Genomic DNA, 16392 nt, shown 5'->3' on the forward strand with positions numbered 1-16392 from the left:
ACAAGGCTTCTCCGTCACCCGCACCTCCCCCCATGCAGGAGGAACAATGGCCGGCAGACCTCTGGCCGCGGCACTCGCCCTGGTGGCGTGTGCGGCGGTGAGTGTGGTTGCACCGGCGGGCACCGCGCAGGCGGCACCGCCGGGGGACAAGGACGTCACGGCTGTCCTTTTCGAATGGAAGTACGCGTCGGTCGCCACCGCGTGCAGCGGCACCCTGGGCCCGGCCGGCTACGGCTACGTCCAGGTCTCCCCGCCGCAGGAGCACATCCAGGGCGGCCAGTGGTGGACCTCGTACCAGCCCGTCAGCTACAAGATCGCCGGGCGGCTCGGCGACCGCGCCTCGTTCGCCGCGATGGTCAACACCTGTCACGCCGCCGGGGTCAAGGTCGTCGTCGACGCGGTGATCAACCACATGGCGGCGGCGGACGGCACCGGCACCGGCGGCTCGTCGTACACGAAGTACACCTACCCCGGGATCTGGTCCGGCGCCGACATGGACGACTGCCGGGCCCACATCACCAACTACCAGGACCGCGGCAATGTCCAGAACTGCGAGCTGGTGGGACTCGCCGATCTCGACACCGGCGAGGACTACGTCCGCGGACGCATCGCCACCTATCTCAACGACCTGCTCTCGCTCGGCGTCGACGGCTTCCGCATCGACGCGGCGAAGCACATGCCGGCGGCGGACCTCGCCAACATCAAGTCCCGGCTGAGCAAGCCGTCCGTGTACTGGAAGCAGGAAGCCATCTTCGGCGCGGGCGAGGCCGTCTCGCCGAGCGAGTACCTCGGCAACGGCGACGTCCAGGAGTTCCGTTACGCCCGCGACCTCAAGCGCGTCTTCACCAACGAGAACCTCGCCTATCTGAAGAACTACGGCGAGGGCTGGGGCTACATGGAGTCGGGCAGGTCGGCGGTCTTCGTCGACAACCACGACACCGAGCGCGGCGGCGACACTCTCAGCTACAAGGACGGTGCCGACTACACGCTGGGACACGTCTTCATGCTGGCCTGGCCCTACGGCTCCCCGGACGTGCACTCCGGCTACGAGTTCTCCGACCGGGACGCCGGCCCGCCGAACGGCGGGACGGTGAACGCGTGCTGGCAGGACGGCTGGAAGTGCCAGCACGCCTGGCCGGAGATCGCGTCGATGGTCGCCCTCCGGAACGTGGCCCGCGGACAGGCCGTCACCAACTGGTGGGACAACGGCGGCGACCAGATCGCCTTCGGGCGCGGCTCCAAGGCGTACGTGGCCATCAACCACGAGACGGGGTCGCTGACCCGGACGTTCCAGACGTCGCTGCCCGCGGGCGGTTACTGCGATGTCCAGTCCAGGCGCGCGGTCACGGTGAACGGCTCCGGCCAGTTCACCGCGACGCTCGGCCCCGACACCGCGGTGGCGCTGCACACGGGCGCCCGCAGCTGCGGCTGACAGGCGCACAGCCGCACCCGACGGGCATCCGAGCCGGATCCCTTTCGCCGCGCGCCGGCACAGCAAGCCCCCACGGGCGGGCCCCGCACATCCCGGGCCCGCCCGCGGGGCGGCACCGCGCGCGCAGGACTACCCAAGGAGAACAACCGTGTTCCGAACCGGACGACCGCGCAGAGCCGTCGTCGGCATCGTCGGGGCGCTGTGCGCCGCGCTCGTACCCGCCGCGCCGGTCGCGGCCGAAACCAGGGCCCCCGGCCCACCGTCCGACGCCCGGCTCGCCGCTGAACCGTCCCGGCACGACCTGACCCGCGAGCAGTTCTACTTCGTGCTGCCCGACCGGTTCGCCAACGGCGATCCCGCCAACGACCGCGGCGGCCTCCGGGGAGGCCGGCTCGACACCGGGTACGACCCGGCCGACAAGGGGTTCTACCAGGGCGGTGACCTCAAGGGCCTGACGAAGAAGCTCGACTACATCAAGGGCCTCGGCACCACCGGGATCTGGCTCGCGCCCATCTTCAAGAACAGGCCCGTCCAGGGGGAGGGGAAGGATGCCTCCGCCGGGTACCACGGGTACTGGATCACCGACTTCACCCAGGTCGACCCGCACTTCGGGACCAACAAGGACCTGGAGACCCTCATCGACAAGGCCCATGCCAAGGGCATGAAGGTCTTCTTCGACGTCATCACCAACCACACCGCCGACACCGTCGACTACGCCGAGAAGAAGTACGGCTACCGCCCCAAGGGCGCGTATCCCTACCTCGACGCGTCCGGCCGTCCCTTCGACGACCGGTCCGGCGTCCCCGCGGTGAACGCGGACTCCTTCCCGTACACCCCGGTCACCCGCGACAACACCGCGGCGAAGGTGCCGAGTTGGCTCAACGACCCCACGATGTACCACAACCGCGGCGACTCCACCTTCGCCGGTGAGAGCTCCGAGTACGGGGACTTCTCCGGGCTCGACGACCTGTGGACCGAACGGCCCGAGGTCGTCACCGGCATGGAGCGGATCTACCAGAAGTGGGTCCGCGACTTCGACATCGACGGCTTCCGCATCGACACCGTCAAACACGTCGACATGGACTTCTGGACCCAGTGGGCGACCGCGCTCGACGCGTACGCGGCGAAGCAGGGCCGGGACGACTTCTTCATGTTCGGCGAGGTCTTCTCCGCGGACACCGCGGTCACCTCGCCGTACGTCACCCGCGGCCGGCTCGACGCCACCCTCGACTTCCCCTTCCAGGACGCGGCACGCGCCTACGCCTCCCAAGGCGCCCCCGCGGAGCGGCTCGCGAAGGTGTTCGCCGACGACTACCGCTACACCACCGACAAGGCCAACGCCTATGAGCAGGTGACCTTCCTCGGCAACCACGACATGGGCCGCGTCGGGACGTTCCTGAAGCAGGACAACCCGGCGGCGGACGATGCCGAACTGCTCGGCCGGGCCCGGCTCTCCAACGAGCTGATGTTCCTCTCCCGGGGCAACCCGGTGATCTACTACGGCGACGAGCAGGGCTTCACCGGAGCGGGCGGCGACAAGGACGCACGCCAGACGCTCTTCGCCTCCAGGACACCCGACTACCTGGACGACGACCAGCTCGGCACGGACCGTACGCACGCCTCGGACGCCTACGACACCGGGCAACCGCTGTACCGCTCGATCGCCGCGCTCTCCCGGCTCATCAGGACCCACCCGGCGCTGCGGGACGGCGTCCAGCAGCAGCGCTACGCCGAGGGGTCCGTGTACGCCTTCTCCCGCACCGACCCCCGGCAGAGGGCGGAGTACCTGGTCGCCGTCAACAACGGCACGGCGCCGAAGACGGTCGAGGTGACCACCGGCTCGGCGAACACCGCCTTCCGCGGCATCCACGGAAGCTCCGCCAGCACCCGTAGCGACGCCGCCCGCAAGGTCACCGTCACCGTGCCCGCGCTGTCGTCCGTCGTGCTGCGGGCCGAAACGCCGCAGCCCACGCCGGCCGCGAAACCCGTGATCAGCCTGAAGGCACCGGCAGCCGGAGCCACCGGCACGGTCGAGATCGCCGCCGCCGCCGACGGCGGGCAGCTCGCCCGTGTCGTCTTCGCCGCGCAGGTCGGCAACGGCCCGTGGCGCACCCTCGGCTCCGCCGACCACGCCCCGTACAAGGTCACCCAGCACATCGAGACCACCGTGCCCGCCGGAACAGCCCTGCGCTACAAGGCGGTCGTGGTGGACGCCGCGGGCCGCACCGCGAGCGCGCTCGCCTCGACGACCGCCGGCCAGGCGCCGCCGCCCGAGAAGCCCGGCGCGGTGGACCGTGACCACGCGGTCGTCCACTACCAGCGGCCCGACGGCGACTACGACGGGTGGCAGCTGAAGTCCGGCTCCACCACCGCCGCCTTCACCGGCCGCGACGCCTACGGCGCCTTCGCCTGGATCAAGCTCGACGACGGCGCCTCGACGCTCCCGTACACCGTGGAGAAGAACGGCACGGCGGACGGCCCGCAGCGGACGGTCGACCTGGCCCGCACCGGCGAGGTGTGGATCGCCCAGGGCAAGGACGCCCAGGCGGACCGGGCCCCCGACGGCGCGTACCCGCCGCAGGACAAGACCAAGGCCGTCCTGCACTACCACCGCCCGGACGGCGACTACGACGGCTGGGGGCTGCACACCTGGACCGGTGCCGCGAACCCCACCGACTGGTCCGAGCCCCTCCGGCCCGTGCGCACGGACGCCTACGGCGCGACCTTCGAGGTGCCGCTCGCCGCGGGCGCCGGATCGCTCAGCTACATCCTCCACAAGGGTGACCAGAAGGACCTGCCCACCGACCAGTCGCTGGACCTCGCGACGTACAGCAACGAGGTCTGGCTGCTCGCCGGACAGCCGAAGTACCTCCTTCCGCAGACCGGCGGGGCACCCTCGCTCGACCTCGGGACGTCCGAGGCCCAGTGGATCGACCGGAACACCGTCGTCTGGAAGGTGAACGCGACCGAGGCGACCAGCCAGCAGCTCGTCTACGCCGAGAAGGGTGGCATCTCCGTCGTCGACGGCGCGCTGAGCGACGAGGGCCGCTGGCTGCGGCTCGGCGCGTCCGCGCTCACCGACGCGCAGAAGGCCAGGTTCCCGCACCTCAAGGACTATCCGGCCTTCACCGTCGACCCGCGCGACCGGGACCGTGTGCGCGACGCCCTGCGCGGACAGGTCATCGCGACCCAGCGGTCCGCCGGAGGGGCGCTCCTGGCCGCCACCGGTGTGCAGACCGCGGGAATCCTGGATGACCTGTACGCGCCCGCGGCCACCGAGGCGGCCCTCGGGCCGGTCTTCCGCCGCGGCGCCCCCTCCCTGTCCCTCTGGGCTCCGACCGCGCGCTCCGTCTCCCTCGAACTCGACGGCAGGAGCGTCCCGATGCGACGGGACGACACCTCCGGCGTCTGGTCGGTCACCGGCAAGAAATCCTGGACCGGCAAGCCCTACCGGTACGCCGTCACCGTCTGGGCGCCCAGCGTCCAGAAGCTGGTCAACAACAAGGTCACCGACCCCTACTCCACCGCCCTGACCACCGACTCCGCCCGCAGCCTCCTCGTCGACCTCGCCGACCCCGAGCTCGCCCCGGCCGGCTGGCGCACCCTGAAGAAGCCGGCGGCCGTCCCCCTGCGCAACGCGCAGATCCAGGAACTGCACGTCCGTGACTTCTCGGTCGCGGACCGCACCTCACGGCACCCGGGCCAGTACCTCGCCTTCACCGACCGCGCATCGGCCGGGATGAGGCACCTGTCGTCCCTGGCCGCCAGCGGTACCTCCTACGTCCACCTCCTGCCGGCCTTCGACATCGGCACGATCCCCGAGCGCAGGGCCGACCGGACGAAGCCCGGCTGCGACCTGGAGGTGTATGCGCCGGACTCGGAGGAGCAGCAGGCCTGCGTCGCCGCGGCAGCCGCCAAGGACGCCTACAACTGGGGCTACGACCCCCTGCACTACAGCGTGCCGGAGGGTTCGTACGCCTCCGACCCCGAAGGCACCCGACGCACGGTCGAGTTCCGGAAGATGGTCCAGGCCCTCAACGGGACCGGACTGCGCACGGTCATGGACGTCGTCTACAACCACACCGTGGCGAGCGGCCAGGCCGACAAGTCCGTACTCGACAGGATCGTGCCCGGCTACTACCAGCGCCTGCTGGCGGACGGCACCGTGGCCACCTCCACCTGCTGCGCCAACACCGCGCCGGAGAACGCCATGATGGGCAAGCTGGTGGTGGACTCCGTCGTCACCTGGGCGAAGGAGTACAAGGTCGACGGCTTCCGCTTCGACCTGATGGGACACCACCCGAAGGCCAACATCCTCGCCGTCCGCAAGGCGCTCGACGCTCTCACCCCGGCACGCGACGGCGTGGACGGAAGGAAGATCGTCCTGTACGGAGAGGGCTGGAACTTCGGCGAGATCGCCGACGACGCCCGGTTCGTCCAGGCGACGCAGAAGAACATGGCCGGCACCGGCATCGCGACGTTCTCCGACCGGGCCCGTGACGCGGTCCGCGGCGGCGGGCCGTTCGACGAGGACCCGGGTGTGCAGGGCTTCGCCTCCGGACTGTTCACCGACCCCAACTCCTCGCCCGCCAACGGCACCGAGGCCCAGCAGAGGGCCCGGCTGCTCCACTACCAGGACCTGATCAAGGTCGGCCTCACCGGCAACTTGGCCGAGTACACCTTCACCGACAGCGCCGGCCGCCGCGTCAAGGGCTCCGAGGTCGACTACAACGGTGCTCCCGCCGGGTACGCGGCCGCCCCCGGCGACGCACTGGCCTACGCCGACGCCCACGACAACGAATCGCTGTACGACGCCCTCGCCTTCAAGCTCCCCGCCGCCACCTCACCCGGCGACCGGGCGCGGATGCAGGTGCTGGCGATGGCCACCGCGGCACTCTCCCAGGGCCCCGCGCTCACCCAGGCCGGCACGGACCTGCTGCGCTCCAAGTCGCTGGACCGCAACTCCTACGACAGCGGCGACTGGTTCAACGCCATCCACTGGGACTGCCGGGACGGCAACGGCTTCGGCCGCGGACTCCCGCCCGCGGCCGACAACCGGTCCAAGTGGCCCTACGCCAAGCCGCTGCTGACCGCCCCCGCTCTCACCATGGGCTGCCCGCAGATCACCGGAGCCTCGGCCGCCTACCGCGATCTGCTCACCATCCGCACCACCGAGAAAGCGTTCGGTCTCGGCACCGCCGAGCAGGTCCGGTCCGCGGTCTCCTTCCCGCTGTCCGGCAAGGACGAGACGCCCGGCGTGATCACCATGCGGGCGGGTGACCTGGTCGTGGTCTTCAACGCCACTCCGCAGCGCCGGACCCAGCGGATCGAGGCCCTGACCGGCGCCCTGTACGCCCTGCATCCCGTCCAGGCGACCGGCGCCGACGCCGTGACCAAGGGGTCCGCCTACGAAAGGAGTTCGGGCACCTTCTCGGTACCCGGGCGAACAGTCGCCGTCTTCACCCGGAGCTGAACCGATCGCGCTAGCGTAGTGGACCGACTACGGAGAGGAACCATCTCCCCGGTTCGACGGGAGCGCACGATGAACGAAGCGGACGGCGCCACGGTCCTGGTCGTCGACGACCTCGAGGCCAACCGCTATGCCATGGGTGCCGTACTGCGCCGAGCGGGACACCTGGTCGTGCCGTCCGCGTGTGCCGGCGACGCCCTGATCGAGCTGGATGCCCGGCTCAGGTCAGGTGCGTTGCCGGACGCGGCGCTGGTCGACGTCGGGCTGCCGGACATGAGCGGTTTCGAGCTCTGCCGCCGTATCAAGGCGCATCCGGAGATCGCCGCCATTCCGGTGGTGCACTTCAGCGCCGCGGCCGTCACTCCGCGCGACCGCACCCGCGGTCTCGACTCCGGAGCGGAGGCCTATCTCACGACCCCCGTCGAACCCGAGGAGATCGAGGCGGTCGTCCGCGCGGCCCTGCGCGGCGCCCGTTCCCTGCACGACGCCGAGGCCCAGGCGGACCGGCTGAACCGGCTGGCCGCCGTCACCACCGAACTGCACTGTGCCCACGGCCCGCAGGAACTGGCCGACCTCGCCGCCGGCGCGGTCGGCTCGCTCACCGGCGGCCCCGCGGCGGCCTTCGTGTTCGGGGTCGACGAAACCCTGCACGCGGGCAGCCTGCTGCGGTACGGAAGCCTGCCGGGCGTCGAGGAACGAGCCGTGGTGGCCCGGCTGATGGAGCAGTGCGCGGAGGGCCGCACCGGAGTGCGGCCCCTCGTCATACCGCCACCGCTGTGGCCCGCCGGGTTCTTCCGCCCCGAAGCCCCCGACGGCGCGGCCCTGCTGCTCGCCCGCAGCGGCCCCGACCAGCCGCCGGTCTGCCTGGCGTACCCGGCCGGCCCCCGCCCCGATCCGCATACCGCCCTGCTGCTGCGACGCCTCGCGCACGCCACCGCGCTCAGGGCGCGTACGCTGCGCACCGCCGCCGAGCAACGCCATGTCGCCCTCACCCTCCAGCGCAGCTTCCTGCCCCAGAAGCCGCCCGCCCTGCCGGGCGCGGAGCTGGCCCTGCGCTACGTCCCCGCCTCACGCAACGCCGAGATCGGCGGCGACTTCTACGTGGCCCTCGCCACCGCCGACGGACTCCTCGTCGGTGTCGGCGACGTCGTCGGCCACTCCCTCGACGCGGCCACCGTGATGGTCGAACTGCGCCACGCGCTGCGGGCGTACGCCACCGACGAGACCGATCCGGCCGTCCTGCTGCACCGGCTCGACCGCATGCTCCAGCGCTACCACCCGGATGCGACCGCGACGGTCTGTCTCGCCCTGATCGACCCGGCCACCGGACGCACTCGTATCGCCAACGGCGGTCACATCCGCCCGCTGATCGTCGACGGCACCGGCGACGCCCGCTACGCGGAGGTGTCGGGCCCGCTCCTCGGCCTGGGGCTGATGCGCCCGCGGCCCGGGGAGGTCCGGCTCGCCGCCGGTGAGCGGTTGTTGATGGTCACCGACGGTCTGATCGAGACCCGGGGGACCGATCTCGCGGTGTCGATGGACCGGCTGCGCCACGCGGCCTGCCAGGCGCCGCCGGGTGTCGAGGCGTTGTGCGACTCCCTGCTCGACCGCTTCGGCACCCGTGAGGACGACGTGGCGCTGCTGGCCCTGCGGATGACCGGTCTCTGACCGGGACCGTGCGGCCGGGGCCGGGGCCGTATGCGTCGGGTGCGGTCCTACGGCCGGCGCTGGGACGGCACCGTGCCCATGAGCGACGGCGCCAGCGTCATGAGCCGGCCCACCAGATCGCCGAAGGGACCCTGGGCGGGCTCGTCCCTCAGGACGCCGATCAGGATGCCGGCCATCTCCTCGTCGTAGGCCGCGCTCACCGCGCACAGAGCCGCGAAGTCGTGCACGAGCTGCAACTCCAGCTCGGCGCGCGGGATCCGGCGTCCGTCCAGCCAGATCAGCGCCGTCGACTCCGCGAGGGAGACCCAGGAGCGGACGACCAACGCGAGCCGTGCGGGCGGGCGGTGGACGCCGAGGTGCGCGAGGATCTGCTCGTACGCGGCCTGCCGCACCTCGTCGATCATCGCGTTGGTGGTGCTCGATCCGACGGCGGGACCACCGCGCATCAGCGCGGAGAAGCCCGGCCCGTGCTCCTCGACGAAATCGAAGAAGCGGCGCATCACCCGCAGCAGCCGCGCACCGAGCGGCCCCTCGTGCGGTTCCAGGAACCGGCCGGCCAGCTCGTCGGCCGCGCGCCGCAGCGCGGCCTCGTACAGGCTCTGCTTGCCGGGGAAGTAGTGGTAGACGAGAGGTCGCGAGATTCCCGCGGCCGCGGCTATCTCGTCGATCGACACCTCGTCGGGGGAGCGGGCGCTGAAGAGCTCCAGCGCCACACCGATCAGCTGCTGCCTGCGCTCCTCGACGCCCATCCTGCGGCGTACCCCGGTCGTCATGCCGACAGCCTACCGACCGCACCGGCGAGCACCTGTTCCCGTGGTGTCTTGGGAGATCTCCCCTCAGGTCGCCACGGCAGGCTTCTAGAGGTCAAAGACCAGCCGTCCGCCGTGGCAGCGCGAGACACAGATGAGCATCGAGTCCTCCCGTTCGCCGTCGGTCAGCAGTTCGTCGCGGTGGTCGATCTCGCCCGCCAGGTCGCGCTGTTGGCAGGTGCCGCAGAAGCCCTGCTCGCAGGAGTACGAGACGTCCCGCACCTCGGCGCGGACCGCCGCCGGCACCGACTGGCCCGCGGGGCGGGGTGCCATCTCAGTGACCTCCGTTCGCAGCCGGGGACGCGGCGAGACAGGCGGCGGCCTGCGCCGTGCTGCCCTCCTGCGACGGGTGGGTAGCTGCGGTTCGGACAGCGGGGGACGGAGCGCAGCATCGCGGACGTCGACGGCAGGACCCCCTGCCGTCCCGCACGGACGAACTGCGGAAGGCTCGCCCGGCCGTTCCGGAGTGAGGGGTCGTTCTCCATGAAGAAGCGCGCACCGCGCTGCCACAGGAACACCAGCGCGGAGAACGCCGTCGCCCAGGTGCGTACCCGGCGCCGGTAGCCGCCGTCGACATGCAGGAACAGCTCGAAGGCCACCGAACGGTGCTCGACCTCCTCGGCGCCGTGCCGGCGCTGCAGATCCAGCATCGTGGCGTCGGCGCCGCGGCGGTCCAGCTCGTCCGCGTTGAGCACCCAGTTGCCGAGGAAGGCGGTGTAGTGCTCGATCGCCGCGATGAGGGCGACCCGTTCCATCAGCCACCACTCACGGGCCCTGCCGGGCGGCAGGGTGCGGTCGCCGAGCAGCTTCTCGAAGAGCCAGTCCACCTGCGCGGTGTACGGCGTCGGATCCAGTCCGAGCTTCTTCAGATGCGGCAGGACCTCGTCGTGCGCCTGGGAGTGCATCGCCTCCTGACCGATGAAGCCGATGACGTCCGCGCGCAGTTCCTCGTCCGTGATGTACGGCAGGACCTGCTGGTAGACGTGCACGAACCAGCGCTCGCCGGCCGGCAGGAGGAGGTGCGGCACATTGATGGTGTGGGTCGCGAACGGGTCACCGGGGACCCAGTGCAGCGGGGTCTCCTGCCAGTCGAAGGAGACCTTGCGGGCCTTGAGCGCCATCCGCTCCGAAGCCTCCGGCGCAGGCTGCGTATGAGACATGGCGTCAATGTGCTGACGGGTAAGTTCCGGCGACAGGGGTGTGGACCCGATGTCCGGCCCGCGCGAGGTGACACGGGCCCGCCCCGGGGAGGGCGTTTCTGACGCACCCCCCGGAGCGCCCGGTCAGTGCAGCGCGCCCACCCGGTTCCCGTCCGACAGCACGCCGTTGAGCTCCGCCCGCGCACCCGCCTTCGCGCGCACCGCCAGCAGCCGGCCCGTGGCGCTGCCGTCCACCCCGCCCGACGTGGCGAGCGAGGCGAACTGCCCACTGCCCGCCGCCAGGACGTACCAACTGCCCGCGCGCGACTTCCACAGCACCCCGGCCAGCACCTTCGGGTCCCGTACCCCGCAAGCCGGCGAGTCCTCGGCCCGAGCGGCGATCGCGCCCGGCGCGCCGGGCGACGTCCCGGGCGCGTGGAACTGGGCCATGACCCGGCTGCCCGGCCCCCGCCATGTCTCCGCCCGCGTACACAGCCAGGCCGCCGTGCCGTTCGACTCGGGCAGCGACTGCTGGGCGTACTGCCACAGATTGACGCTGCGGACGCCGTGCGAGGCGACTCCCGGCAGCAGACAGGCCGTTCGCGCCCACGCGGCACGCTCCACCGCGCCGCCGAGGTCCTTGGGGGCCGACGGGGCGCCGTAGGTGAGACGGGCCGGCGTCAGCTCGCCGAGGTCGGTCAGCAGCCGGTCGGCCGTACCGTCGCGGAGCTCCAGCACGTCCCAGGAGCGGCAGTCCCGCGCCTGTGCCGGACTCGGCAGCGGGCTCGTCAGGCCCTCCTTGTCCCGGCGCAGCGGCCGCGCCCCGCCCTCCGGGGTGAGCAGGTCCCGTACGGACGTGGTCCGCACCCAGGGTGCCGTCAGATAGCGGACGTTGCCGTCGGTGCGGCCGGCCACCAGGGCGCTCGCCGACGCGGAGTCGGCGTCGTCCGTACGCGCGAAGTCGAGCGCCACCCCGCCGGTGCCCTCCTTCGGCTCGGCGTACCGCACCACCCGCAGTCCGTCGTGCAGCAGCACCACCCGCGCCCGGTCCACCACTCCCGCGTACAGCAGCTGCGGCGGGCCCATCGGCGGGCCCGGTGGGGTGGCGGGCGTGGCAGAGGTCTGGACGGTGCTGCCGGGCCTGGCCCAGACGGCGAGCGCCCGGCGCAGCAGGGCGTCGTCGCCGGTGAGCCCGCCCCGGGCCGGCCAGACCGAGAAGTCCCTGCGGGCGGAGTACTGCCACGCCGTGGGGGAGACCCGCACCAGCCGGCCGGGATCGAGGGCCGCCTCGGCGGAGGGGTTCCGGGCGTACGCCGGCGCGGCTGCACCGTCCGGGCCCCAGCCCTCGCCCGGCAGACCGAGCAGCGCCCCGCACACCGCGAGCGCGGCGGCCGCTACCAGCGCCGCCTTCGCGTGCTGGCGGCGGCGCATCAGATCGGTGGGACGTGCCTGGAGCGAACACGGGTCGAACTCGGCGGAGTCGAGCAGCGCCGGGTCGCTCCCGGCCATGCCGTCGGCCTCCACGAGTGCCGCGTGCGGATCGGCCACCCCGGCGTCGGTGAGCACCTGGCGTACGTCGGCGTCCGGCAGGCCTTCCAGCGCCCGCAGGACGTACGCGGCCCGGCCGGGGCCGGACAGCGCCGACAGCCGCTGGTCCAGGGCGAGTTCGTCGGCGCCGCCGGAGCGCGGGAAGACCCGCAGTCCCCATACGTGGGGCAGCAGCGGCGGCAACTGCGCCCGCTTCGGCCGGGCGAACCGCCGCAGCGGCAGCCCGGCGTCGAGCGCCTGGCGCAGCACTCGTCCCCGGACGTAGAGATAGCCGGGGTCGGCGGCGTTCTCGGGCCCGCCAGCCGCGCGGTCGGCCGCGGTGCCGCCGGCGTCCGCGGGGACGGTCCGACCGCGCGGCAGCGAGCGCTGCGCGAGCGCGTGCGCGGTCAGCACACGGCGGTTGCGGCCGAGAGTGGGCGGCAGCACCAGATAGGCGATCCGGACGAGACGGGGATAGTGCTCGACCAGCGCCGCCTCGGCCTGGTCGAGCTCCACCCGGCCGGCCGGAGCGGGCGACGGCGGGGCAGGCGGGGTGACGACATCCTGTGGGCGCACGTTCAGCAGAACGAGCGAATGGTCGTATGGTCACCGCCCCGGCGGTCGGACGCCCTCAGCGGAGCGACCATCCGCTGAACCGCACCGTGCCCCGAGCCCCGCTGCCACCGTTCATGGCCGTCATGAACAGCCCCACGTCCTGCACGGCGGCAGCCCCGGGCACGGACACCGTGGCGACGGTCCGCCATGTCGTACCGCCGTCCGTCGAGCTGGCGCCCGTGAAGGACGTGCCCGTGCCCCGGGTCAGCCGCAGCAGCACCGGGGCGCGGTCACCCGTCACGCGCCGGTAGGTGTCCAGCGTCCCGTCGCCGTTGGTGTCGTAGGAGAGGGCGACGCCCTGGGAGGGGGTGACGGCCAGGTTGAGGAAGCCGGTGTCGCCGGGGGTGGCCAGGCTGTTGCGGACGACGATGCCGGCGCGGGCCCACGACGCGGTGTTGTCCTGGGCGTCGACCCGGAGCAGCACGCTCCTGCCCGGCGTCAGCGCGCCCTCCCGGTAGGCGGTGCCGAACTGCGCGGTGCCCCGCCACAGGTCGTTGCCCGCGCCGTTGACCGCGAACCGGTCCTCCAACTGCCCGAACACGGCCGCGTTGCTGGTGAAGGTGCGCCACTCCGGGCCGAGGGGCGCGGCGACATGCAGGGCTCTCTCGCGGGTGACGGCGACCCGCTCCTCGCCGCGCGGCCCGTACCGTGTGCGCAGCTCGTAGGGCAGGGCGCGCAGCGGCTCGGTGAGCGGTTCCGGCGGCGCCGTCACCCGCCAGCCGACGGAGCCGGTCCCGCCCGCCGGTACACCGGGCAGCCAGGTGACGCCCTGCGGTTCGGCGGTGAGGCCGGACAGATCGAGGTCGACGCGGCCGGTGGCGCGCAGCCCGTTGAGGTTGCGGAAGGCGGCCGTGACCGTGCCCTCGCTGCCGGGCGTGAAGGCCGGCGGGTCCACCGACACCTCGACGACGCCCTGGTAGGGGGCCGTGGCCAGGGTGTCGTGGACGCGGCGGGCGGTGCGATACGCGTCGCCCGTGGGCCGGACAGGATGCGGCCGGCGGTCCCGGGTCCAGGCATCCTCGGCCGGGTACCAGTCGAACGGCGTGGGCGCGCGGCCCTCCGCCATCGCGGTGGCCACCTCGTCCAGATAGGCCTCCCACTGCGGGAGATGGACTTCGTTGATCAGCCCGTGCCAGTCGCGGTTGGCGTAGTTGCTGAGCTGGGCGGCGGCCGGACGGTCCGCCCAGGTGGTGATCAGGGCGCGGGCGGTGCGTTCCAGCTCCACCGCCTCACCGGCACTGGTGGCCAGCCGTTTGGCGTCCTCCAGCCAGGGCCCGAGCAGGAAGGCACGATGGCAGCCGGCCATGGTGTCGCTCAGCCGCATCAGCCTCAGCCACAGCGAGGACAGCGCCCGGAAGGTGTCCACGTCCCCGTGCAGATACGCGGCACGCAGCGGCAGCTGGAGAGTGCGCGAGCGGTTGGCGAGCGCCTGGCGGGCGACATCGGTCAGGTCGTGGCGGTAGGCGTCCGTGTCGCGCAGCCCGGGCCGCACGTCCAGCAGCGCCGCGAACGCCCGGTCGAAGGCGGCCGGGTCGAAGGCCGTCCCGACGGCCGCGGTCATTCCCGGCCGACGGCAGAACAGCGAGTCGTACGGCCGTCCGTCCGTGCTCGTGAGCTGGTACGCGGTCGTGGCGAGCGTGCCGAGGGCGGCGCGCGCCGCGGGGTCGTCGCCGCCGTAGCGGAAGCGGCTGTACTCCTCGAACCACGCCCGCCGGTCGATGCGCTCCCGCCGCCATGCCAGCTCGCTGAACAGCTCCAGCGCGGCCGGGTCGCGCTCGGCCGCCTCCGGCATGTAGGCGGTGCCGACGAGCGCGCTGCCGGGCTTGTCGCGCCAGGCGGTGAACTTGGCCGTCCAGCGGTCGGTGTTGGCGCCGATCGTCGTCCGGCCGCCGAAGTTGGGGATGGTGCCGAAGGCGTACGGCGCCCCGCCCCACTCCGTCTCCCGGTCGGTCACCGTGTCCAGGTCGGAGAGTCCGTCGACGATCAGCATCCGCCCGGTGTCGACGGCGTCCAGCAGGGCGGGCCGCGGATTGGACTGCCAGCCGAGGATCACCCAGGTCGCGCCCGGATGCGCGGTCTGCAGCGACTTCTCCACGGCCCGGGCCGCGTCGGCCACCGGTACGTCCCCGGCGCTTCCGCCCTCGTGCAGCAGATCCATCTTGAAGTGGGCTGCTGCGCCGAACAGTTCGGCCTGGTGCCGATAGAATGCGGCGGCGACCTCGGTGAAGGCCGTGGTGCGGGGGTCGAGCCAGTCGGGGCGCCGCAGTCCGTTCCAGGTCCCCTGCGGCACGACCCGGGCGCCGGGGTTGCGGGCGACGAAACCGTCGGGGACCGTCCCGAAGTAGCCGGGCAGCACCGGGTGCATGCCCAGCTCGCGCATCCGGTCCGCGATCCGGCGGCCGAGGCCGGCGCGGCGGTCGAGGAGCGCCTGCGAGAGCGGGCCGCCGTACTCGCTCATGTTCTGCAGCAGCCACCACGGCTGGTGGGAGGGGGCGGGCAGCCAGGTGCGGGCCTCGGTGTCGGAGTAGCCGAAGTCCATGAGCAGCCGGTGGTAGACGGCCTCCTGCCCGGGGGTCACCAGCACCTCGTTGCAGCCGTGCAGGGCGAGGACGTCGAGGAGGCGCTCCCAGCGTGCCCAGTCGGCGTAGGGCGCGGTGTAGCCGTCGTGGGTGTCGTTGTACGCGAACCGGTGCGGGACGGTCGCCGACCGCTCCAGCGGACGGCCGGGGGCCGGCAGCCGGTGCGGCAGTGCGGGGTTGCTGCCCGACCAGGAGATGTGCGCCCGGCAGACGTACTTGAGATACCAGTGCACGCCGGTGAGCAGGACGGCGCCGGAGGTGCCCGTGACCTCGACACGGCCGGTGGAGCCGGTCACCCGGAAGCGCTCGGGGCCGTCGAGGAGCCGCAGCGAGAACTGGTCGGCATGGCGGGGGAGCAGCCGCCGCAGAGCCGCGTACGCCGCGGCCGGGCCGGAGGGCTCCGCCCCGCGCAGAAGGGCGGCGGGCGGTGCGGCGGGCAGTGGTGCGGCGGCGGCCGGGGCCTGGCCGGCGAGGGCGGCACCTGCACCGAGCACCCCCGCGGTGCCCAGCACGGTACGTCTCGACAGCTCGAACATCAGCAATCCTCCGTGTTGCCCACGTCACAAGCGGTGCGTGCGTGGCGCAGGTTACCCGCCGTTCGACTCCCCGGATCGGTGGTGAAGGGGCACGATGGCCGGATGCGGACGAGTACGAGGACAGGCGCGAGGCGTACAGCCCGCGCGGCACTGGCAGTTCTGGCCCTGACCGTGGCCACGGCGTGCGGATCTTCCGGCGACGGTGACGGGCGTGGCGACGAGAAGGTTCCGAAGACGGCGACCGGAACGCTCGAACAGATCGCGGCGAAGGCCGAGTGCAAACCGAACATCCAGACGAATGCGAAAGAGCTGCGGCAGGCGAACTGCACCACGGGTGACGGCAAGTACGTGCTGGCCACCTTCGCCACCGACCGCGGCCAGCGCGAATGGCTGAACGAGGCCAACGACTACGGCGGCTCCTACCTCGTGGGCCGCAAGTGGATCGCCGTCGGCGACGCGAAGGTCGTCACCGCACTGCGCGGCCGGCTCGGCGGTTCGGTGGAGACCGGCGTCCAGCACGGCTCCGGCGGAGGAAGCGGCGAGCCCAGCAAGGACCACTCGGGGCACACCGGGCACCACGGCGGCTGAGCCCGCGCGGCCGCGCGGCAGCGGCAGGG

At 72.4% G+C, this 16392-nt stretch carries 6 protein-coding genes and 3 pseudogenes; 4 read left to right on the forward strand and 5 right to left on the reverse strand.

The genetic code is table 11. The annotated features are described in order from the left end of the window. Nucleotides 1-46 precede the first annotated feature (46 nt). From ABTX78_RS20585 to ABTX78_RS20595, 3 genes and pseudogenes are all read left to right on the forward strand, one after another. Nucleotides 47-1426, forward strand: a pseudogene (locus ABTX78_RS20585) (alpha-amylase); the annotation flags it as partial. Nucleotides 1427-1580: 154 nt separating this feature from the next. Beyond that, a complete protein-coding gene (gene pulA, locus ABTX78_RS20590; RefSeq protein ID WP_352208213.1) occupies nt 1581-6905 on the forward strand; it encodes a pullulanase-type alpha-1,6-glucosidase in 5325 nt (1774 codons plus the stop codon). Nucleotides 6906-6974: 69 nt separating this feature from the next. Beyond that, the gene (locus tag ABTX78_RS20595) at nt 6975-8570 is read left to right on the forward strand and encodes a SpoIIE family protein phosphatase (protein ID WP_352208214.1); all 1596 of its coding nucleotides are present in this window, start codon (nt 6975-6977) and stop codon (nt 8568-8570) included. 47 nt (nt 8571-8617) lie between these two features. Here the strand turns inward: ABTX78_RS20595 and ABTX78_RS20600 are convergent, their stop codons facing one another. The 5 genes and pseudogenes from ABTX78_RS20600 to ABTX78_RS20615 form a co-directional block, all read right to left on the reverse strand. Next, complete coding sequence (locus tag ABTX78_RS20600) at nt 8618-9343, reverse strand: TetR/AcrR family transcriptional regulator (RefSeq protein ID WP_352208215.1); 726 nt, start codon at nt 9341-9343, stop codon at nt 8618-8620. A gap of 84 nt (nt 9344-9427) precedes the next feature. Further along, nucleotides 9428-9646 (reverse strand): annotated as a pseudogene (locus ABTX78_RS36165) (2Fe-2S iron-sulfur cluster-binding protein); the annotation flags it as partial. Between the two features lie 7 nt (nt 9647-9653). Further along, nucleotides 9654-10539 (reverse strand): annotated as a pseudogene (locus ABTX78_RS20605) (metal-dependent hydrolase). A 123-nt stretch (nt 10540-10662) separates the two neighbouring features. Beyond that, on the reverse strand, nt 10663-12621 hold the full coding sequence (locus tag ABTX78_RS20610) for a hypothetical protein (RefSeq protein ID WP_352208216.1): 1959 nt from the start codon (nt 12619-12621) through the stop codon (nt 10663-10665). 55 nt (nt 12622-12676) lie between these two features. After that, nucleotides 12677-15775: an alpha-N-acetylglucosaminidase TIM-barrel domain-containing protein gene (locus tag ABTX78_RS20615; RefSeq protein ID WP_352208217.1), complete on the reverse strand. Its 3099-nt coding sequence runs from the start codon at nt 15773-15775 to the stop codon at nt 12677-12679. A 102-nt stretch (nt 15776-15877) separates the two neighbouring features. Between ABTX78_RS20615 and ABTX78_RS20620 the strand changes: the two genes are divergently transcribed. After that, nucleotides 15878-16363 (forward strand): hypothetical protein, encoded by a 486-nt coding sequence (locus tag ABTX78_RS20620; protein ID WP_352208218.1) that lies wholly within the window; start codon nt 15878-15880, stop codon nt 16361-16363. Nucleotides 16364-16392 lie beyond the last annotated feature (29 nt).

This window comes from Streptomyces sp. NPDC096193, from assembly GCF_040302905.1.
Lineage (GTDB): Bacteria > Actinomycetota > Actinomycetes > Streptomycetales > Streptomycetaceae > Streptomyces.

Bases quoted from the DNA above. Each gene is read 5' to 3' on its own strand.
- ABTX78_RS20620 (WP_352208218.1), top strand. From the start codon at position 15,878: ATGCGGACGAGTACGAGGACAGGCGCGAGGCGTACAGCCCGCGCGGCA.
- ABTX78_RS20600 (WP_352208215.1), bottom strand. From the start codon at position 9,343: ATGACGACCGGGGTACGCCGCAGGATGGGCGTCGAGGAGCGCAGGCAG.
- ABTX78_RS20595 (WP_352208214.1), top strand. From the start codon at position 6,975: ATGAACGAAGCGGACGGCGCCACGGTCCTGGTCGTCGACGACCTCGAG.
- ABTX78_RS20615 (WP_352208217.1), bottom strand. From the start codon at position 15,775: ATGTTCGAGCTGTCGAGACGTACCGTGCTGGGCACCGCGGGGGTGCTC.